The organism is Croceicoccus pelagius (assembly GCF_001661915.1).
GTDB lineage: Bacteria > Pseudomonadota > Alphaproteobacteria > Sphingomonadales > Sphingomonadaceae > Croceicoccus > Croceicoccus pelagius.
This window is the reverse complement of sequence record NZ_LYWY01000040.1, coordinates 155,323-175,123: the sequence shown is the minus strand read 5'-3', so window position 1 is coordinate 175,123 and position 19,801 is coordinate 155,323. Positions and strand designations below refer to the sequence as shown.

17 protein-coding genes and 1 other RNA gene are annotated in these 19,801 nt (G+C 64.9%); 11 read left to right on the top strand and 7 right to left on the bottom strand.

Annotated features, from left to right (window positions below; translation table 11 throughout):
• Window positions 1-18: 18 nt before the first annotated feature.
• The gene (locus A9D15_RS15030; RefSeq protein WP_172807539.1) at window positions 19-816 is read right to left on the bottom strand and encodes a BON domain-containing protein; all 798 of its coding nucleotides are present in this window, start codon (window positions 814-816) and stop codon (window positions 19-21) included.
• Between the two features lie 235 nt (window positions 817-1,051).
• Complete coding sequence (locus tag A9D15_RS15025; protein WP_066766435.1) at window positions 1,052-1,465, bottom strand: hypothetical protein; 414 nt, start codon at window positions 1,463-1,465, stop codon at window positions 1,052-1,054.
• 210 nt (window positions 1,466-1,675) lie between these two features.
• On the opposite strand from A9D15_RS15025, the gene A9D15_RS15020 reads away from it, so the two are divergent.
• The 4 genes from A9D15_RS15020 (at window position 1,676) to A9D15_RS15005 (ending at window position 5,585) form a co-directional block, all read left to right on the top strand.
• Window positions 1,676-2,314 carry a histidine phosphotransferase family protein gene (locus A9D15_RS15020; protein ID WP_066766433.1) on the top strand — a complete coding sequence of 213 codons (639 nt, stop codon included), beginning with the start codon at window positions 1,676-1,678 and terminating at the stop codon, window positions 2,312-2,314.
• 4 nt (window positions 2,315-2,318) lie between these two features.
• Window positions 2,319-3,047, top strand: coding sequence for an N-acetylmuramoyl-L-alanine amidase (locus tag A9D15_RS15015; protein WP_066766958.1), 729 nt, complete (start codon window positions 2,319-2,321; stop codon window positions 3,045-3,047).
• 9 nt (window positions 3,048-3,056) lie between these two features.
• Window positions 3,057-3,498: RNase P RNA component class A (rnpB, locus tag A9D15_RS15010), an RNA gene on the top strand.
• 191 nt (window positions 3,499-3,689) lie between these two features.
• Window positions 3,690-5,585, top strand: a complete 1,896-nt coding sequence (locus tag A9D15_RS15005) for a hypothetical protein (protein WP_156521811.1) — start codon at window positions 3,690-3,692, stop codon at window positions 5,583-5,585.
• Window positions 5,586-5,597: 12 nt separating this feature from the next.
• Here A9D15_RS15005 and A9D15_RS15000 read toward each other — a convergent pair whose 3' ends face one another.
• Together A9D15_RS15000 and A9D15_RS14995 are read right to left on the bottom strand one after the other, a co-directional pair.
• A complete protein-coding gene (locus A9D15_RS15000) occupies window positions 5,598-6,908 on the bottom strand; it encodes a UDP-glucose dehydrogenase family protein (RefSeq protein WP_066766429.1) in 1,311 nt (436 codons plus the stop codon).
• An 82-nt stretch (window positions 6,909-6,990) separates the two neighbouring features.
• On the bottom strand, window positions 6,991-7,785 hold the full coding sequence (locus A9D15_RS14995; RefSeq protein WP_066766427.1) for a metallophosphoesterase family protein: 795 nt from the start codon (window positions 7,783-7,785) through the stop codon (window positions 6,991-6,993).
• 289 nt (window positions 7,786-8,074) lie between these two features.
• On the opposite strand from A9D15_RS14995, the gene A9D15_RS14990 reads away from it, so the two are divergent.
• Both A9D15_RS14990 and A9D15_RS14985 read left to right on the top strand, forming a co-directional pair.
• Window positions 8,075-8,800 (top strand): TorF family putative porin, encoded by a 726-nt coding sequence (locus tag A9D15_RS14990; protein WP_066766425.1) that lies wholly within the window; start codon window positions 8,075-8,077, stop codon window positions 8,798-8,800.
• A 128-nt stretch (window positions 8,801-8,928) separates the two neighbouring features.
• A complete protein-coding gene (locus tag A9D15_RS14985) occupies window positions 8,929-9,363 on the top strand; it encodes a VOC family protein (RefSeq protein ID WP_066766424.1) in 435 nt (144 codons plus the stop codon).
• 78 nt (window positions 9,364-9,441) lie between these two features.
• On the opposite strand, the gene nhaA is transcribed toward A9D15_RS14985, so the two are convergent.
• Window positions 9,442-10,629 carry a Na+/H+ antiporter NhaA gene (gene nhaA, locus A9D15_RS14980; protein WP_066766955.1) on the bottom strand — a complete coding sequence of 396 codons (1,188 nt, stop codon included), beginning with the start codon at window positions 10,627-10,629 and terminating at the stop codon, window positions 9,442-9,444.
• Between the two features lie 205 nt (window positions 10,630-10,834).
• Here nhaA and A9D15_RS14975 point away from each other — a divergent pair, with 205 nt between their 5' ends.
• The 5 genes from A9D15_RS14975 (at window position 10,835) to A9D15_RS14955 (ending at window position 17,469) form a co-directional block, all read left to right on the top strand.
• A complete protein-coding gene (locus tag A9D15_RS14975) occupies window positions 10,835-12,289 on the top strand; it encodes a glycosyl transferase family protein (protein ID WP_066766422.1) in 1,455 nt (484 codons plus the stop codon).
• Window positions 12,286-13,383, top strand: coding sequence for a hypothetical protein (locus tag A9D15_RS14970; RefSeq protein WP_156521810.1), 1,098 nt, complete (start codon window positions 12,286-12,288; stop codon window positions 13,381-13,383). The genes A9D15_RS14975 and A9D15_RS14970 overlap by 4 nt, the downstream gene beginning before the upstream one ends.
• Before the next feature lie 102 nt (window positions 13,384-13,485).
• The gene (locus A9D15_RS14965; RefSeq protein WP_066766418.1) at window positions 13,486-14,403 is read left to right on the top strand and encodes a sulfite exporter TauE/SafE family protein; all 918 of its coding nucleotides are present in this window, start codon (window positions 13,486-13,488) and stop codon (window positions 14,401-14,403) included.
• Window positions 14,400-15,182, top strand: coding sequence for a TIGR02186 family protein (locus A9D15_RS14960; RefSeq protein ID WP_066766416.1), 783 nt, complete (start codon window positions 14,400-14,402; stop codon window positions 15,180-15,182). The genes A9D15_RS14965 and A9D15_RS14960 overlap by 4 nt, the downstream gene beginning before the upstream one ends.
• 556 nt (window positions 15,183-15,738) lie before the next feature.
• The gene (locus tag A9D15_RS14955; protein WP_156521832.1) at window positions 15,739-17,469 is read left to right on the top strand and encodes an ATP-binding protein; all 1,731 of its coding nucleotides are present in this window, start codon (window positions 15,739-15,741) and stop codon (window positions 17,467-17,469) included.
• Between the two features lie 9 nt (window positions 17,470-17,478).
• Here A9D15_RS14955 and A9D15_RS14950 read toward each other — a convergent pair whose 3' ends face one another.
• Together A9D15_RS14950 and A9D15_RS16645 are read right to left on the bottom strand one after the other, a co-directional pair.
• Window positions 17,479-19,374: an asparagine synthase-related protein gene (locus tag A9D15_RS14950; RefSeq protein ID WP_066766415.1), complete on the bottom strand. Its 1,896-nt coding sequence runs from the start codon at window positions 19,372-19,374 to the stop codon at window positions 17,479-17,481.
• Between the two features lie 28 nt (window positions 19,375-19,402).
• Entirely contained in the window at window positions 19,403-19,543 is a 141-nt protein-coding gene (locus A9D15_RS16645; RefSeq protein WP_156521809.1) for a hypothetical protein, read from the bottom strand.
• Window positions 19,544-19,801: the final 258 nt, after the last annotated feature.

Below are 19,801 nucleotides of genomic sequence, written 5' to 3'. Positions count from 1 at the left end.
TTGGTCATGTCTCGCGAATTACGAGTTCATTTCCTGGCGTTCGGTGGTTTCGTACGTCGCACGGCTCGACACGCGCAGGTTGTTTTGCACATGGCCGACGCCGGTCACGTAATCGGCGCGGTCTTCTGCGCGGCGCTTGGCGCCCTTGCTGTCAACAGTGCCGTCAAGCGTGACTTCGCGGTCCTTGACCGTCACGGTGATGTCGCTTGCGTCGATATAGCGGTCCTGCGTCAGGTGGTCGCAGACATCTTCCAGAATGCGCTCGTCCGAGCGAGTATAACCTTGCGGGCCGACGCCCCTGTGGTCCATCTCTCGGCGGCGGGCAGCATCGTCATCGCCAAACCAGCTCGCGATCTCGTCACCGGCCTTTTCGAAGAAGCCGCGTTCGTTGCCGTAGCCATGATCGCGGTAGTCGTGTCCATAACCGGACCCTGCGGCTGCGCCCGGATAGCCCATGGTCGAGCCTGCGGCATAGTATGGGTCGGTCGAATAGGCGTAATCGCGTCCGCCGTAACTCTCGCTGGTGAAGCGGCCATATTCCGAACCGCGATTGCGATACCTGTCGCCGGTGTAGCCGACGGTCTGGGTGTCGGAATCGCGAATATCCGTCCGGTAATCGTCACGGGCGCGTTGGCGACGCATTTCGGTGCGGCGGTCATCATTGCGGTAATCGGAACCGCCATACTGCCCGCGATAGTCGTCGCGATCGTAAGTGGCGGTTTCGCCTGCCTGGCTCATCGGGCGTTCATCGAACTGCTGGGCCTGACGGGTTTCATAGTCATTGTACTGGGGGCGACGTTCATAACGGTCTGCCATGGTAGTTCTCCTCGAAAGCTGCCTTTCGAAATTCATCGGGCGCGGCAGACAGCGTTTGCCGGGCCCGTTGCCCCCTGCGGGGCGTGTACATCCAATTAACGGACGGGCAGGCAAATCGGTCCACTGCCGGGCGCATTGCTGCGTCGCTTCGTCGCGCGGTATTTCAGGCACAACTATCTGATATAGAGTGGAAACTTTCGGTTGGGCGCAAGCAGCGCACCGCTTGCCGCTGTGCCTAGTCGAGCAGCTGCTTCACCATCGCCCCTGCAGAGCACTGCTGTTCCGCCGCCTCGTACCTTTGAAACAGGTCCCAGGCCGCTTCCTCGCCGACATTCATGCGCGCGAAGAAGGCGTAGTAATCCTTATCGGCCGCCGCATAATCGGAGAGGTAGGCGATGTGCGCGCGCTTGAGGTTGACGGGCATTTGCACCCGCTTGGCGTAACACCCCGCAAACCCGTAGTCCCGTCCGCACAGCATGGGCATCCCTGTGTCCTTCTTCATGCCGATGACGAAGGCCTGCGCCACTTCGCGCTGCTCGGGCGTGAGGTTCATGTTGTCGAGCCGTTCGCTCTCCATCCCTGCGCTGTCGCCACATGCGGAAAGCAGGAACGCGGCTGCCGTAGTCGCCAGTGCAATCTTGAAGCGCATCGAAATCTTCCCCCCGAAAGTTCCGCGATCCTGTCTGGCAATAGTACACAGGACATGGTTGAGAGCCGGTAAAAGGCTTTCCTTACCCGGCTTTCCTAGCCTCGATGGCGGCGCTATGGAATATCGCCACATGATTACGACATCGATCCGATCCGCCTCGCGCCGCAACCCCAATCGCTTTCGGTATCCCGACGACGGGGGCATCGCGCGATGAGCGATCCGGTCCAGCTGGCCAACCTGATGTGTTCGCGCCTTTGCCACGACCTGCTGTCGCCCGTTGGCGGCATGTCGAACGGGATCGAGCTTCTGGCCGACGAAACCGATCCGGCGATGCGCGAACAGTGCATCGAACTGCTGGCCCAGGGCGCACGGCGCACCGCGACGAAGCTGCGGTTCTTCCGCCTCGCGTTCGGCGCGGCCGGCGGGTTCGATGCCCAGCTTCCCATCAACGACCTTACCGAACTGGTCGATGCGCTGGCCGCGGAAGGCCGCGACATCGAGGTGAAGTGGACCATCGGGGTCGAAGGGCTGCCCAAGGCGGCGGTCAAGGTCCTGCTCAATTTCGCGCTGCTCGCGATCGAGGCGCTGCCGCGCGGCGGCACGGTGACCATCGCGGTCGAGGACAGCGGCAGCGCGCACGAAATCGCCATCCGATCCGAAGGCACGCGGATCGCCTTCGATGCGGACGTGGGTCGGGCACTGGATGGGGACATCGCTATGAATGATCTCAATGCGCATACCGCGCCTGCCGAACTGGTTCGGCTGGTCGCAACCGATTGCGGCGGAGGGGTGCAGCACGCGAAAAGCGATAATGCCCTCGTCCTTGGTGCGGTTCTGCCTCATGCCTGATCCCATGGCCGAACGGCGTCGGTTCCGCCCGCGCGTAGACGTCGACTGGGCCTGCCCGTCACCCAATTTCGACGAACGCAACCTGCCGATCACAATGGTCGTGCTGCACTACACCGACATGCCGGACGTGCGCGAAGCCATCGACAAGATGTGCAACCCCGACAGCAAGGTCAGCGCGCATTACTGCATCACCCGCGAGGGCAAGGTCGTGCAGATGGTCGAGGAAGAGAAACGCGCCTGGCACGCAGGGCGCTCCTACTGGCGCGGGCATACCGACGTGAACTCGGCCAGCATCGGGATCGAGCTGGACAATCCGGGCCACACCCATGGCTACGAGGACTTCCCCGAGGAGCAGATGCAGGTCCTCCTGCGCCTCCTCAACGACATCGTGAAGCGTCACGACATCCCGCGCGCCAATGTCGTCGGCCATTCCGACGTCGCCCCGCAGCGTAAGGACGATCCGGGCGAGAAATTCGACTGGGAGCGGCTGGCCGAACACCGGCTGGCACTGGCCCGTCCCGAAAAGCTGGAACTGGGCGACCCGTTCGACAACGACGGGTCGTTCTACCTCGCGCTCGAACGCTTCGGATACGACATTTCCGATGGCCATGCGGCGGTAAAGGCATTCCAGCGCCGCTTCCGCCCCGTGCGCATCGACGGCGAGGTCGATGGCGAAGTTCGCGCCATCCTGTTCGGATTGCTCTTGGAACGCGACCGGGGTCTCGCTAGATAGGACATCGCACCGGGGGGCCGGGCAGCCGCGTCATCCTCCCACGGGGGTGCCGAGGAAAGTCCGGGCTCCACGAAACAAGGGTGGCGGGTAACGCCCGCCGGGCGGTTTTCGGACCGTCAAGGGACAGTGCCACAGAGAGCAGACCGCCGATGGACCCCATCTCTTCGGAGCATGGCGGTCACAGGCAAGGGTGAAAGGGTGCGGTAAAAGCGCACCGGGCGACCGGCAACGGAAGCTGCATGGCAAACCCCACCCGGAGCAAGGCCGAATAGGGACGGCGCGCCCGACCGTAAGGTGCAGGGCAGGGGTGTTTCGCCCCGTGATCGTCCGGGTTGGCTGCTGGAGCCCTGCGGCAACGCAGGGCCGAGAGGAATGGCTGCCGGCGGGGATACGGTGCCGTAATGGCATACCGTCCACGTCACAGAACCCGGCTTACAGGCCCCTCGGTGCGATTATCCATTACCTGAACCCTGTCGGATCCGCCCGTTCGGGCCAGCGCAAGGTTCCGCGCCTAGGATGGCCCGGTTCCGCGCGGCGTCTGTTCGCGTGCGCCAGGGTTGGCAGCTGGGCCCATCTCTGTCAGCCCTTGTCCTAGTTGCCGGACCGACGCCGGCCTTCACGCAAAGCAACCGGATGGCCATCATGAAACGCAGATCCTTCCTCGCCTCTGCCGGTGCCGCGGGCATCCCCGCCGCGCTTGCGCAGAGCAGCAGCATGGTCGCCGGCACACAGGCCAGCCCGGTGACGCCGATCAACGAAAGCGAATTGTCGCAGGCGCTGGCCCAGCCCGGGCCGGGCCGCGGCGCAGGCCTGGTCGCGTGGGTGCGCGGGAAGGCGGGCGCCATGGCGCGCACGGTTGCCGACGTTCTCGACGACACACCGACGGTCATGGACTTTGTCCCCTTTGCCGAACGGGCGAAAGTGCGCGAGGGAGAATCGCAGATCGATCTGTCCGCCTTTTTCCGCGCCGCCGCCGCGTCCGACCTGCCGATGGTCGTGCCTGCGGGCACCTACCGGCTTGGCGGCGACGTTCGCTTTACACAGCCGGTGCGCTTCATGCCCGGCGCACGGATCGAGCGTTCTGGCGGAAGGATCGAATTTGCAGCCGGCATCGACGCTGCGCCCGGACGGCAGGTGTTCTTCGGCTATGACAGCGCCTCGATCGCCATCGACCCCAAGGCGACGCCCGAAGGCTGGGTCGACTGGTTCGGCACCGATGCCGATGCGATCGAGACCTGCCATCGCATCTTCCACGTCGCCCGGCTGGGCCCGCGCGACTATACCGTTTCGCGAACGGTCATGCTCGACCGGTCGCACCGCATGGTCGTCGGCTCTCGCGGAAGCGCGGAAGGGGCGGGCGGCACGCGGATCATCCTTGCAGGGCCTGCCACGGCCAGCAGTCCGGTCGTGCAGCTTGGCACGGGCGAACGGTCCAAGGTGCTGTCCTGTGCGCGCAGGCTGAATGTATCGGGCATCAACACGGTGCGCGATGGGGCGATCCGCACGGCATCCAGCGGCAGGCGTGAAGACGCGGTGCCCGGTTGGAACATTGCGGGCTGGTACGAAAGCCGGATCGAGGACTGCTTCGATTTCGGCAGCCCGATCCACTACAAGGTCGATGCGACGGTTGCCTGCACGCTGCTGCGGTGCGGAGGTGTCCGGCCCAAGGCGGGCGGGGGCGGCGCACCCGATTTCTACACCGCGTTCTGCATCGGTGGCCATTCGCCAAGTTTCGGCTTCATCGGAGCGAACGCCAGCCTATCTGTCGAACACTGCTCCACCGCAGGGGGCAGCGCGGGCGATGCCAGCCGGGTGGGCATGTATCTGTATGGCTATATCGGCGACACCTGGGTCGAGAAGTTCGAGATGAGCCAGCTCGAGTTTGGCATTTACGTCGACGGGGCCGACCGGCAGGGCCACACGATCGGTGCCTATTCCGCGCATCAGGACGTGCGGGTGAACGACTGCATCCTCGATGCTGTGAGGACCGCTTGCCTCACCTTTCGCAATCTGAACGAGGGCGCTGGCATTCAGGCGCGTGGCAACTATGGCGCGATGGCGGGCGGCGGTGACGGTATCGTGGTCGAAAACTGCGCCGGCATGGTGACAATCGACGGCGGCGATTTCATTTCCAGCAAGCGGGGCGGAACGCGGGGGATACGGATTACGCGGTCGTCCGGCGTGCAGGTACGCGGACTTGCCTGCCGCGACTTCGACGTCGGCGTCAGCGCGGAAAATTCGAAGCTCCTGCACCTCACCCCGCTCGTGCGACGCAGCGGCGGCGGTGGGCGCAGCGCGGTCGAACTGAAGGGCGTGGCGCAAAGCACGGTGGCCCCGATGGTTTCTGGCCCGAAAGGTGCCTGGAACGCGGGCGTATCGCTCGACGCGGCAACGTCCGACAGTTCGTTCGGCCTGACCGGCATCGGCGACGACGCGGTCGAAGGGCAGGGCGGCGCGCGCAAGCTGGTCGATGCCGCCGGACCGGTCACGGCCCAGCGGTTCGGCAAGGCGAACGTGCGCTCCGGGCTTGTCGACTAGTTCGGCGCGCGGTCAGCCGCGCCCGACGCCGATGTAGGTGAAGCCCTTTTCGGCCATGTCCGCCGGATCGTAGACGTTACGCAGGTCCACCATCAGCGGGGTGTTGGCGATCGATTTCACGCGATTCAGGTCAAGCGCGCGGAATGCGTCCCACTCGGTCACGATGACGATGGCGTCGGCCCCGTCGATCGCTTCGTATGCGTTTGCCTTCATCTCGACCCAGGGCATCAGCGGCTTGGCCAGTTCCATGCCCTCGGGGTCGTAGGCCGCCACGATAGCACCGGCATCGTCCAGCGCCTGCGCCACGGCAATCGCGGGCGAATCACGCATGTCGTCGGTGTTCGGCTTGAAGGTCAGGCCCAGCATCGCGACTTTCCTGCCGCGCGCCTCGGCCGAACCGCCCAGCGCCTCGATGACCTTGCGGCCCATCGCACGCTTGCGGGCCTCGTTCACCTTGACCACGGCCTCGACAATGCGGACCGGGCTGTCGAAGTCCTCCGCCGTCTTCAAGAGGGCAAGCGTGTCCTTGGGAAAGCATGAGCCGCCATAGCCGGGCCCTGCGTGCAGAAACTTCGCGCCGATGCGGTTGTCGAGCCCGATGCCACGCGCCACGTCCTGGACGTCGGCACCGACCTTTTCGCAAAGGTCCGCCATTTCGTTGATGAAGGTGATCTTGGTGGCGAGGAAGGCGTTGCCCGCGTACTTGATCAGTTCGCTTGTCCGGCGGCCGGTGAACAGGATCGGCGCACGGTTCAGGAACAGCGGACGATAGACCTCGCTCATGACTTCGCGGCCAAAGTCGTCCTCGGCGCCGATGACGATGCGGTCGGGGCGCTTGAAATCGCCGATGGCTGCGCCTTCGCGCAGGAATTCCGGGTTCGAGACGACGGCAAATTTGTGCGGCGTGCCGCTTTCCGACAGGATGCGCTCGACCTCGTCGCCGGTGCCGACGGGTACGGTCGACTTGGTGACGATCACCGCGGGGCCGGACAGCTTCTCGCCGATTTCCTTTGCGACCTGGTAGACATAGGTGAGGTCGGCATGGCCGTCGCCGCGGCGGCTGGGCGTTCCGACGGCGATGAAGATCGCCTGCGCGCCTTCGATCGCGGAGCCGAGATCGTTGGAGAACGACAGGCGCCCGCCACGCACGTTCGTCTCGACAAGGTCCGCAAGGCCGGGCTCGTAGATCGGCATGACCCCCTTTTCGAGCGCCTCGATCTTCTTCGGATCATTGTCGATGCACACGACATCGTGACCAAAATCCGCGAAACACGCGCCGGACACGAGGCCGACATAGCCTGAGCCCACCATCGCGATCTTCATGCAATTGCCTCCGCAAAGGATATCTGAGGCCGCGCTGTGATCGCGGCAGGATTGGTCTGCGCCCTAATGGGGGCGGATTAGGTCAGTCTTGCGACGCTTCCATGACCCACCGCTCGCTTCCCTGCAAGCCGAGCGCGGTCAGCCGCCCCGTCCGGAAGGCGCCGGTGTCGATGCCGATGCGGTTGGGCCAGCCCGAAACACGGCGTATTTCCACCTCATCGCGGATCGTATGGCCGTGAACGACGCACACGGCCATTTTCTCCCCGTGGCTGAGGAAAGGTTCGCGGATCCAGCGAAGATCGGAGGGCGATTGCGCGTCGATCGCGGCGGCAGGGTCGATCCCTGCATGGGCGAAGACATAGTCGCCCTCGGCGATGATGTCCTCGGCCGATTGCAGCCATGCCACGACATCGGCGGGGACGAGCTCGCGCATCCGGGCGATGACATGATCATGCGAAAGGGTGCGATATTCCTCGCGCGTCAGGCCGAAGCTCAACACCGTTTCCCGCCCGCCGACGCGCAGGAACTGGCGCATCGCCGCTTCCTCGTTCAACGAGCGCAGGAACATTTCCTCGTGATTGCCCATCAGCATCCTGACCGGTCGCGTCTTCTGCCAGGCGCGCGCTGCGGCGATGACGCCGGCGCTGTCGGCCCCGCGATCGACGAGATCACCCAGCAGGATGACAAGCGTATCGGCATCGCCGCGATTTGTGTCGTCAGCCTCGATTTGCGCGACCATCTGCTCGAAAAGGTCCAGCCGGCCATGGATGTCGCCGATGGCATAGATGCGCCGGCCCTCTGGCAGCCGGGGACGCAGCGAAGCGCCGCCGCCATCCGGACGCTTCAGGCCGAGCAGGCTGCCGATCGATTTGAACACGCGGGGCAATATCACTTCCTGGGGCGGGGAACCGCCACTTATGGCAGGCGAGGTGCGATCTCAAGTTTTGCCGTATCGCAGCGCTAGCGGCGGTTGCGATGCGGCAACGACACCGTTGCAGAAAATCAACACAATATCATCCGAATTCACGGAACGGTACGATTGGACTTGTGCGGTGCAGCAATCCAAAGCAGTTTTATTACGCACTTGCACAGAAGCGCGCAACGAACGTTGTTTCGGTGGAGGTGTTTCAAGGGGAGAGGGTCCTTGAAACAATGAGGGATATATTATGACCGTTTCTTTCCGCAGCCTTTTCGCTGCCACCGTTCTCGCTGGTACCGCTCTGACCGCCGCTCCGGCGATGGCCCAGGACGAGAGCGACATCTCGGTTTCGGCCAACGTCGCGATGGTCAGCGACTACCGCTTCCGCGGCGTCTCGTTCTCGGACGAGGATTTCGCAGTGCAGGGCGGCGTCGACATCGGCCACTCGAGCGGCTTTTACGTCGGTGCGTGGGCATCGTCGCTTGAAGACGGCGACTTCGGCAGCACCGAGCTTGACCTCTATGCAGGTTACAGCGCCGCGCTGACCGACAGCCTGTCGTTCGACGTCGGCATGCTCTACTACATCTACCCCAATGCTTCGGATGTCGATGACTTCGCCAGCGACTACCTTGAGCCCTACGCCTCGGTGACCGGCGCTGTCGGCCCGGCCGAAGTGACCGTCGGCGTCGCTTACGCCTTCGACCAGGCTGCTCTTGGCGACCAGGACAACCTGTACCTGTACACCGACGTCGGCTTCGGCATCCCCGAAACCCCCGTCTCGTTCACGGGCCACCTCGGCTACACTGACGGCGTTCTCGCTCCGTCGGCTGACGGCACGGCTTTCGACTGGTCGGTCGGCGGTTCGGTCGGCTTCATGGGTCTCGACCTCGGCCTGTCGTACATCGGCGTCGAAGGTCCCGACGTGCACGGCATCGACGACACCATCGTCGCCAGCCTCTCGGCAAGCTTCTGATTTCACGCGTTCGGCGCACCCGCGCCGGACGGCCTGATTTCGCAGGGCGGTCCGCACTCTTCACCGAGTGCGGGCCGTTTTGCGTTTTGGCGCTTGTGCCCCGCCAAGGTCCGCCTACCTTTGAGGGCATGACCAAGTATCTGCACACGATGATCCGCGTCACCGACCCGGATGCCACCATCGCCTTCTTCAAGCTCATCGGGCTGGAAGAAACCCGCCGCATGGAAAGTGAGAAAGGGCGCTTCACGCTAATCTTCCTCGCCCCTCCGGGGCAGGAGGACGCCGAGGTCGAGCTGACCTACAACTGGCCCGCCGAAGACGGCAGCGCGCCAGAGAAATACGACGGCGGCCGCAATTTCGGGCACCTCGCCTACAGGGTCGACGACATCTACGCGACGTGCCAGGCGATCATGGATGCGGGACACACCGTCCACCGTCCGCCGCGCGACGGGCACATGGCCTTCGTAAAGACGCCTGACGGCATTTCGGTAGAACTGCTGCAGGACGGCCACCTGCCGCCGCAGGAACCGTGGGCGAGCATGGAGAACACCGGCAGCTGGTAAGGCAGTCCCGGCACCACCAAGAAAAAGGGCGCGCGTTGGGATGAACGCGCGCCCTTTTTATATTGGCTTGAGGAGCGATCAGGCCGCGGCGGGCGCTGCCTCGTCCTCGTCGTCCTTGCCCTTCGCAAAGCGCAGGACCGCAAAGCCGAGCAGGGCCGAGATCAGCGAGCCGAGCAGCACGCCTATCTTCGCTTCCTCGATCAGAAGCGGATAACCCGGGAAGGCGAGTGCGCCGATGAAAAGGCTCATCGTGAAGCCGATGCCGCACAGGATGGCTACGCCCCAGATCTGGGTCCACGTTGCGCCCGGCGGCTTGGGCGCCAGCTTCAGCTTGTTGGCACCCATGATGGCCGCGAAGATGCCCACCTGCTTGCCGATGACAAGACCACCCGCGATAGCCAGCGGCAGCGGATCGAGAACGGCGGAAAGGCCGATGCCCGCAAGCGCGACGCCCGCGTTGGCAAAACCGAACAGGGGAACGACCAGATAGGCGTTCCACGGAAGCAGCGCATGTTCGAAGCGCAGCAGCAGGCTGTCGCCATGGCTGTCGAGACGCATCGGAATGGTGAAGGCCGCCAGCACGCCCGCGATGGTCGCGTGAACGCCCGAATTGAGCACGGTGAACCACAGAAGCAGTGAAAGCAGGGCATAGGCCCACCAGCGGTCGACGCGGAACCGGTTGAGCCCGATCATGACCGCCAGCACGCCCAGCGATGCGATCAGCCACATCAGCTTGAGATTGGCGGTGTAGAACAGCGCGATGATCGTCACCGCGCCAAGGTCGTCGACGATGGCGACGGTCAGCAGGAACAGCCGCAGCGAGGCGGGGACGCGGTTGCCCAGAAGGCCCATCACGCCCATCGCGAACGCGATGTCCGTCGCGGCCGGAATGGCCCAGCCGCGGTGCAGTTCGGGTGCGTTCTCGCCCATGACGATGGCCATGAAGACCAGCGCCGGTGCGGCCATGCCCGCGATTGCCGCGATGACGGGAAGGCGGCGGGCCTGCGGATCGGACAAGGCGCCGTCCACGACCTCGCGCTTGATCTCAAGCCCGACGACGAAGAAGAAGATCGCCATCAGACCGTCGTTGATCCACAAGTGCAGATTGTAGAGCTTGGGGATCGGCGTCCAGGGCAGGCGGTCATGGAACAGGTCGTGATACTGGTGCGCGAGGCCCGAATTGGCCACGATCATCGCCAGGATGGCCACGAAGATGAGGATGATGCCCGAGGCCGCCTCGTTGTCGAAGAAGGCCTTCAAGGTCATGTGAATCGATTTTGCCGCGGTTTTCATGCCTTTGCCTCCGCGCTGGCCGGAAGGGCGGAAACAGTCACGCGGATGGGGATAAGGTTCGCCTCGGTCATAGGGCCACCCTTTTCCCCAATTTGCCACCGGTTGCAAGCCGCCCAGGCCCCCCTTATGGACTTAAGTCGCGCATCGAATGGAACGCGGTGCGTATAACGGGGGTTAAATGGGGGTCGCAGCCCAGGGACTGGTAGTCCCGCTCTTCACATTGCTGGAAGGCGTGCGCCTTGAACTGTTGCTGTTTGCAGGGTTCTGGTTCGTGCTCGGTGCGCTCGATGAACTGCTGGTCGATCTCGTCTGGTTCTGGTTGCTCCTGACCGGCAAGGCGCGCTCGCCGCGGCTTCGGGAACCGGCTCGCGAGGAACTGAGCGCGCCGATCGCGCTCTTCGTCCCCGCATGGCGCGAGGCGAAAGTGATCGCCCCGATGCTCCGCGCGACACTGGCGCGATGGCCGCACCGGAACCTGCGGGTCTATGCCGGGTGCTACGTCAACGATCCCGAGACCCGCGCCGCGATGGAAGCGGGCGGCGGCGGCGATCCGCGTGTCACCATCGTCGTCAACGAAGTGCCGGGTCCGACGACGAAGGGCCAGTGTCTCAACCGCCTTTACCGCGCGATGCAGGAGGACGAGGCGCGAACCGGCACGCGGTTCCGTGCCGTCTTGCTCCACGATGCAGAAGATCTCGTTCATCCCGACGCGCTGACGCTGATCGATCGCGCTCTGGACGACGCCGATTTCGTGCAGGTCCCGGTTCGTCCCGAACTTCAGGCCGATTCTCCTTGGGTCGGCAATCACTACGCCGACGAGTTCACCGATGCTCACGCACGCGAGATGGTCGTGCGCGACCGTCTTGGCGCGGGTCTGCCGGCTGCCGGAGTCGGCTGCGCTTTCGGGCGCGACGCGCTGGAATACGTGGCGAAGCAGCGCAGCGGAGACCAGCTGGGCGAACCGTTCGATCCGGCGGCGATGACCGAGGATTACGAGCTTGGCATGCTGATCGGGCGACGCGGCGACTGGCTGGGGAGCAAGGGAGGACAGTTCCTGCGCGTACGGGCCCGCGACGGGTCGCTGGTCGCGACGCGGGCCTATTTTCCAGGCACGCTGTCAACTGCGGTGCGTCAGAAAGCACGCTGGGTGCATGGCATTGCCTTCGACGGCTGGGACCAGCTGGGATGGAACGCGAAGCCTGTTGAACTGTGGATGCGGCTGCGCGACCGGCGTGGGCCGCTGGCCGCCCTGGTGCTGTCGGCCGCATACCTGCTCGTTGTGATTTCCGGCATTCTCTGGCTGGCCGACGCCATGGGCTGGTATCCCGCCGGACGCCTGCCGGTCCTGGTCTACTGGGTGCTGATCGCGACGACCGCGACTTTCGCGTGGAGATCCGTTGTCCGCGCCGTCGTCGTGGGCCGCGAATACGGCTGGGGCGAGGCCCTGCCCGCGGTGCTGCGCATCCCCGTAGGCAATGTCATCGCCATCATCGCCACGCGCATCGCGGTATTCCGCTACATCAGGACGCTGCGGGGCGAACCTGCGCGTTGGGACAAGACCGAGCATGACCGGCACCCGCATCTAGATGCGCAGCAGGACGGGGTGCAGCAGGGTGAGGCGCAGGCGGCATGAGCGTGATGCCGCGACGAGGACAGCCGCTTTTCGCCTTGGCGGGCGTATTGTTGCTCTGGGTCGCGGCAAGGGCGTTCGGGCCGGTCGATGCCCTGCTCGAAGCGCCGCTGCCCCTGCCGCCGACCGTAGTCGGGCGCGTCGAGCCGGAGCCTGCCCCCGCGAGGATGGCGAGCGAAGCTACCCCTAAGTCCGCGCCAGCACCTGTAACCGAGAAGAGGGCTCCGCCCGAACCACTGCACCCCGCGCCGGCATTCACTGCCCCGCCTGCGCCGATCGCGCTGCGCATGGCCGGGCCAGTTCCGATGTCCGATCCATCCACGCCCCTGCCGCCCGCGCCTCCTGCGGCTGTCGTTCGCGAAGTCACGCCGCCGCCCGCGCCGGTGCCGTTCGGCGCGGTTCCGGCACAGGTGCGTGCATCGCGGCGCTGGTCCGCCGATACATGGGTGCTCTGGCGCGACAGCGCATCGCCCAGCGCCGCGCTGGTCGGGTCGGGCACATATGGCGGCAGCCAAGCGGGTGCGATCCTGCGCTATCGCATCGCGCCCGAAAGCAGCTTCGATCCGCGCGCCTACTTGCGCGTCACGACGGTCCTGTCCGGCGATCCCGAACACGAGGCCGCGGCAGGCATTGCCGTGCGTCCGGTACGAACCCTGCCAGTGGACCTCCTCGCCGAAGGGAGGGTCCTGCGCTACGAAGGCGATCCCCGTTTGCGGACCGGCGAGACCCGCGTCCGGCCTGCCGCGATGGCCGTCATCGGGCCGCCTCCGATCCAGCTCCCGCTCGGCGCGCGGGCCGAGGTATATGCGCAAGTCGGCTATGTCGGCGGGAAGGGGGACACCCCTTTCGCCGATGGCCAGCTTCGCGTGGTGGCCGAGGCAAGCGGGCCTGAAAACTTTCGTATCGAGGCTGGCCTTGGCTCATGGGGCGGGGCGCAGAAGGGCGTGGAGCGGCTCGACGTCGGCCCGACTGTCGCGGCACGCTTTCCGCTCGGCGGTGGGTTGTTTGCGCGCGCAGGGCTCGACTGGCGACAGAGGATTGCCGGGCGCGCCGAACCCGATTCGGGGCCGGTCCTTACCGTTTCGGCAGGGTTCTGACCGGGTTTTTCACGAACGATCGGGGCAGAACCGGCCTCTATGGGCAGACAGCGGCCCAAGATTCTTGCATTACTGTGCGATCAGCCTAACCGCCGGGAAGTCATGGACGTCTACCTTCCCATCGCCAACCTTTCGGTCAACGGCCTCGTCATCGTCCTTCTGGGCGGGGTGACGGGTCTGCTCTCCGGCATGTTCGGCGTCGGCGGCGGGTTCCTGACGACGCCGCTTCTGATCTTCTATGGCATCCCGCCAACTGTCGCCGCGGCTTCTGCTGCAACGCAGGTGACGGGTGCCAGCGTTTCGGGCGCGATCTACCAGCACAAGCGCGGCGGCATCGATTTCCAGATCGGTGCGGTCATGGTCGCGGGCGGGGTCATCGGCACCGGCATCGGCGCGCTGCTGTTCAAGCTGCTGACCGCCCTGGGCCAGATCGATGTCGCGATCAGCGTGCTCTATGTCGTCGTGCTGGGCAGCGTCGGCGTGATCATGGCGCGCGAGGCGATACCAGAATTGTTCAGCGGGCGGCTGGCAAAGCTTGGCAAGACGCCGGTGAAGCGCCGCCACCACCCGCTTGTCGCCAACCTGCCGCTGCGCTGGCGGTTCTATCGCTCGGGTCTCTATATCTCGCCGCTCGCGCCGCTGCTTCTGGGCATGGCGGTCGGCACGCTGACGATGCTGATGGGCATCGGCGGCGGCTTCCTGCTCGTGCCAGCGATGCTCTACGTTTTGGGGATGAGCGCGAATGTCGTGGTCGGCACGTCGCTGTTCCAGATTCTGTTCACGACGATCGCGACGACCATGATGCACGCGCTGACCACCAATGCCGTCGATGCCGTGCTGGCCGCGTTATTGCTTCTGGGTTCGGTTTCGGGCGCGCAGATCGGGGCGCGCTTTGCCTCGGACGTGCGGCCCGAACTGCTGCGCTTCATCCTTGCCATGCTCGTCCTCATGATCGCGATCCGCATGGCGGTGGGGCTGACCTACCGTCCGGAGGAAATCTTCACGGTAGTCCCGCTATGACGCGGCGCGGCCGCCTTGTCCTTCGCATCTCGGCCCTTCTGGGCATCTTCGCCTGCACAACGGCGCAGCGCGATCCTATCCTCGTGCCCGAAGTTTCGCAGCACGAAGTCGTCGTGCGGCAGGGCTTCACCGGGGCCGACCTGCTGCTCTACGGCGCGGTGCTTCAGCCCGACGGCACTCGGGCGAGCGAGAGTGCGAGCTACGACGTCATCGTCGTGCTCAAGGGGCCGAGCCAGCCGATCACCTTGCGCGAAAAGCGTCGCCGGCTGGGCATGTGGATCAACGCTGACAGCGCATCGTTCCGCTCTGCGCCGTCGTTCTATGCTCTCGCTTCTTCGCGCCCGCTTGACGACATTACCGATGAAAAGACCCGCGCGATCTACGAACTGGGGCTCGACTGGCTGCAATTGTCGCCCATCGGCGGGATCGATCAGCAGCAGCAGGACCATTTCGCGCGCGGCCTCGTCGACAAGCGCGTGTCGAGCGGTCTTTATCGCCAGGACGAAAGCGGCGTCACGATCAGCCAGGGCGTGCTCTACCAGGCGCGCATTCCCCTGCCGTCGAGCGTGATTACCGGCAATTACACGGCGGAGACTTTCGCGCTTGCAAAGGGCCGCGTCGTTGCATCTGCCACCAGCGACATCGTCGTCGCCAAGCGCGGTTTCGAACGCTCGGTCGAAGTCTACAGCCAGGATGATCCAGTGATCTACGGGCTGATCGCGGTGATCCTGTCGGTCTCGATGGGCTGGATCGCGGGCCGCCTGTTCGCCAACGGCTGATCCGGCCTTATCAAGTCGGGGCGCGAATTTAGCGGCCTGTTAACCCTGTCGCCCTAGGATGCCTGCGCGAGGATAAATCTCGCACGATGGCATATGAGGCGCGTTCATGAACGATATGGGCAGCAGGTTTCCGGGTGGTCACCCCTTTCGCAAGCCGTTCGAACGGGTAGGACCCGGCGAACGTCGTTCGATCAGTGACGAGAAGGACGCCGCCCAGCAGGCACAGGCTCCTAAGCCCGTTGGCGAGGCCCGCTTCGCATCGCCGCCCGACATGCCGCCGCCCAGCATCGAACCGCCCGCACCGCCGAGCGGGTTTGGCGCCAATAATTTCGGTGCAGGCGCGCCGCCTTCGGGCTTTGGCGCAGGCGCACCGCCGTCCGGTTTCGGCGGCGGTCGCCCCGTCTCGCCGCCTGCCCCGCCGCAAACCCCCGCACCTGCTGCCGAAGCGGCGCCAGATCCGGTCGGGGCCGAAGCGCCCGTGGATCGCCCCGTCGCGCCGCCCGCGCCGCCGAGTGAGTTCGCACCCATCAGCGATGTACCTGCGCGCGATGTCACCATGGACGGACGTCCGATTGACCCGCCTGCAGCGCCCGTATCTCCGCCTGTCGCCCGCGTTCCGGAACCTGAGCCCGAGGTTGAAGAGCAAGCCGTCTCGCACGACGAGGAAGAGCCCGAAAGCCGCCGTTCCGAATCGCACAAGGCCATCGGTGAAGTGCTGCAGATCGCCGGTTCTTCGTCGCAGGCCCGCCTCAGCGCACAGCGCCTTGTCGAATGTCAGCAGGATGCCGATCCGTCGGTGCAGCTTGCCGGCCTTGTGGGTTCGCAGATCAAGGTCCGCGTCGGCAAAGTCTGGCTGCTCGCGTCGGTCCGCACCCAGACGCTGGACCGCGCAACCGGCGAGATCATCGCGGAAATCGACTTTCTCGGCGAAGGTTCGGAAGAGAAGCTGACCGGCCGCATCCGCAACTTCACGCGCGGTATCACGCACTACCCGGTGCCGGGCGCCGAAGTATTTGCCGCGACCAACGCCGACCTCGCGCAGGTCTATGCCTCTGACGGGCGTTCCAACATCCAGATCGGCAAGGTCTTCCCGACCAAGGAAATCCGCGCCGGACTCTACATCGATGCCATGCTGGGCAAGCACTTCGCGTTGCTGGGTTCGACCGGTACCGGTAAGTCGACCAGCGCCGCGCTGATCCTGCACCGCATCTGCGAAGCCGCGCCTGAGGGTCACATCCTGATGGTCGACCCTCACGGCGAATATTCGGCCGCCTTCCGCGGAACGGGCCAGATTTTCGACGTCGGCAACCTCAAGGTGCCGTACTGGCTGATGAACTTCGAGGAACACTGCGAAGTCTTCATCACGAACGAAGGCACCGACCGCCAGGCCGACATGGACATCCTGTCGAAGTGTCTGCTGAAGGCGCGTTCGAAGAACCGCATGGCCGAAGGCATGAGCCGCCTCACCGTCGATTCGCCCATACCCTATCTGTTGTCGGACCTGACCGGTGCGATCCAGGACGAGATGGGCAAGCTAGACAAGGCGACGAACACCGCGCCGTTCCTTCGCGTCAAGACCAAGATCGACGAGATCAAGGCCGACCCGCGCTACCAGTTCATGTTCTCCGGCATGCTGGTCGCCGACACGATGCAGGAAGTCATCCAGCGCCTGTTCCGCCTGCCGGGCAACGGTTCGCCGATCTCGATCGTCGACGTGTCGGGCGTGCCGTCTGAAATCACCAGCACCGTGGTCGCTCTGCTGTCGCGCATGGTGTTCGACTTCGCGATCTGGGGCCGTGACGAAAAGACGCGCCCGATCCTGCTGGTCTGCGAAGAAGCGCACCGTTACGTGCCGAACGAGAAGAACGCCGACAGGTCGAGCGTGGGCCGCATCCTTTCGCGTATTGCCAAGGAAGGCCGTAAGTACGGTATCTCGCTGGGCCTCATCACGCAGCGTCCGTCGGACCTGGCCGAAGGCGTGCTTTCCCAGTGCGGCACGATCCTTTCGATGCGTCTCAACAACGAACGCGACCAGGACTTCGTGAAGGCTGCCATGCCCGAAGGCGCGCGCGGATTCCTCGACACGATCCCGGCGCTTCGCAACCGCGAATGCATCGTCTGCGGCGAGGGTACGGCGATCCCGATGCGCGTGACCTTCGACGACCTTGAAGAACGCAAGCGCCCGGCATCCGAAGATCCGAGCTTCAGCGAGCTGTGGAACGAAACCGGCGGCGAGGAAGAAGCTGTCGAGCGCATCGTCACCCGCTGGCGCGCGCAGCACCGCTGATCGGTGGCGTCAGTCCGCGGGCCCGGGTGCTTCGCTGCGCCCGGCCCACCGGATGAAGCGGGCGGTGGCGATCGCTCGCGGCATGGCGAGTGACAGGCGGCTGTCGACCACGGGGTCGGCAGGCGCGCTGTCGTCCCAGCTATCGAGCGTGCGCTTCAGGTCCGCGATGGCGATGCGTCCTGTGATCACCTCGTCCCGCTGAAGATCGGCGAGTTCGCGGGAGAGGGCCGCCTTCGCGCGCGCAAGCCGCTGCCGCCAGTCGCTGGCCTGCACGCCGCGGCGTTGCTCGGTGCGGACTTCCTCAGGCACTTTACCTGTCAAAATGCGGCGGGCGAGCAGCCTCGTTTCGCCGCCTTCGATAAACTGTTCCACCGGGATCGAGTGGCAGAACTCTACAAGGGGGCGGTAGGCCAGCGGATCGCGTTCGGGCATACCGTGGATCTGCAGGAACGCCTGGTCGATGTCGCCAGCTTCGCCCCCGCCGAAATCGCGGCGGTAGGCCGAAACCTCTGAGGGGAAGCGGAAGAGCATGTCGTGCCCCATCGCCTCGGCGCGGTCAGCCACGTCCATCTCCTTAGCCCACTTGGGATCGATCGGCGACCACGTGGCGAAAGGATCGGCGTGCTGGCGCCCCGCCAGCTTCTGCATGGCGGACCACGCCGGTTCCGGCAGGCGCGGCGCGACGACTCGAGCATAGAGCGCGCGCAGGAGAGTCTGTCCGGGCGCCTTGGCGAGCCTCGTCTCGCGCAGCAAGCGGCCCCATTGGCCAGTCCGCACCCATTCGCCGAAGCCCCAGAGACCGTCGAGGCTGAAGCCCAAGTTACCCGCGCTTCCCGTGAAGATCACGTCGTGCCCCTCGGTGCTGGCCTTTTCCCAGATGCGGTGGTTCCAGTGCAGGTTGGCGGTATTGCGCGGCACGACGCCGGCAAATTCGAAGATTTCGTCCAGCCGGTAATCGAACCAGAGCTCTCCCGACAGGACGCCCTCGACGTCCAGTTGCGGATACATTCGGCCAAGTGCCTTCGCATAGGGCAGTTCGTTGGTGAGAGCGTCCGATGAAACAGGGCTGTCGGGGATGCTCGTGAAGCCCTTTATCTGCCCTCCCACGGGAAGTGCTTCGGCCGTGAAGGCGGCGACAGCCTGCGAATCGAGCCCTCCCGACAGGCTGATCGCTGGCCTTGCAAAACCGCCCAGCGAGGATCTGACCGCGTCTTCCAGCATGGCCCGTCCCTGTCCGACGTATTCCCCGGTCGATCCAAGTAGCGTCGGGGGAAGGCTGGCAAGATCGTGGAAGCGGCGGCTTTGCTCCCACCCGCGAGAGAAATGGCAGATCGTGCCGATCGGTACGCGCCGGATGCCGGCGAACCAGCTGCGCCGTTCCTCGTTGTAGTTGAGGACCAGGCTGTCGGCGATCTTCTGGTCGTCCAGCACGCGCGGCACCCGGCCCGTGGCGAAAAGCAGGCGCGGTGCCGAGCCGACGATCAGTTCGTCATCGCTTTGCCAATAATGCAGCGGAGGTGCGCGAAGCGGGCTTCTGGCCAGCCTCACGATCTGGCCCGATGGCGCCACGATAAGCGCTGCGTACTGGCCGCAGATACGGGCGTCGACTTCGTCCAGATGCTTGAGATACGCCTCGCCATAGAGCGTCGCATCGTCCGCCGCATGGACGCCGAGCGAACGGGCCAACGCCGCCCGGTCGTCGAGGTGCCCGTCGAACAGCAGGACGCTTCCATCACGCAGCTTCACGGCGCTCGCCGCCGGTGTGTCGCCCAGCGTCGAGATTGCAAGAACGGCGTTGCCGATCGTCACCGATCGGGCGAGCGTATGGCGCGCTGATGATAGAGCCTGGGAGAAACGGTCGCGAGGCGGCGGGGCATCGCCCCAGCGAAGGTGCAGCGCGATCATTCAGGCAAGGCCCGTCACGGGCGCGTCGTTACGATCCGTGATTGTTCCGGGTGTCGAATCCGGGTCGTTTCACGATAGACCCCACGTCGCGCAGCGTGCCCACGTGATTGAGCTTCGGCCGCACCCACTTGCGGGTCCGCGTTTCTGCCGAAGAACCTGTATCGTTCATTTGCTGCAATTCCATCCGGTTACACAGAAGGGGCTAGGCCAACGATACCTCTTTGCGAGGGGTGAGCAAAGCTGAAACGTCTCTAATGATCGCGAGGCAACGGGCATGGGTGACAAAGATGACACCCTGTAACCCTGCGTCTCAGCGTGAAACCGCCGGAAATGCTGGTGTTCGGCGCGACCGGTCAGGATGACAGGTTGCCTTCGACCGACGATGGCAAAGAACGGCGCGCATCGTGGCGGCATCAGGGCGTGTAGG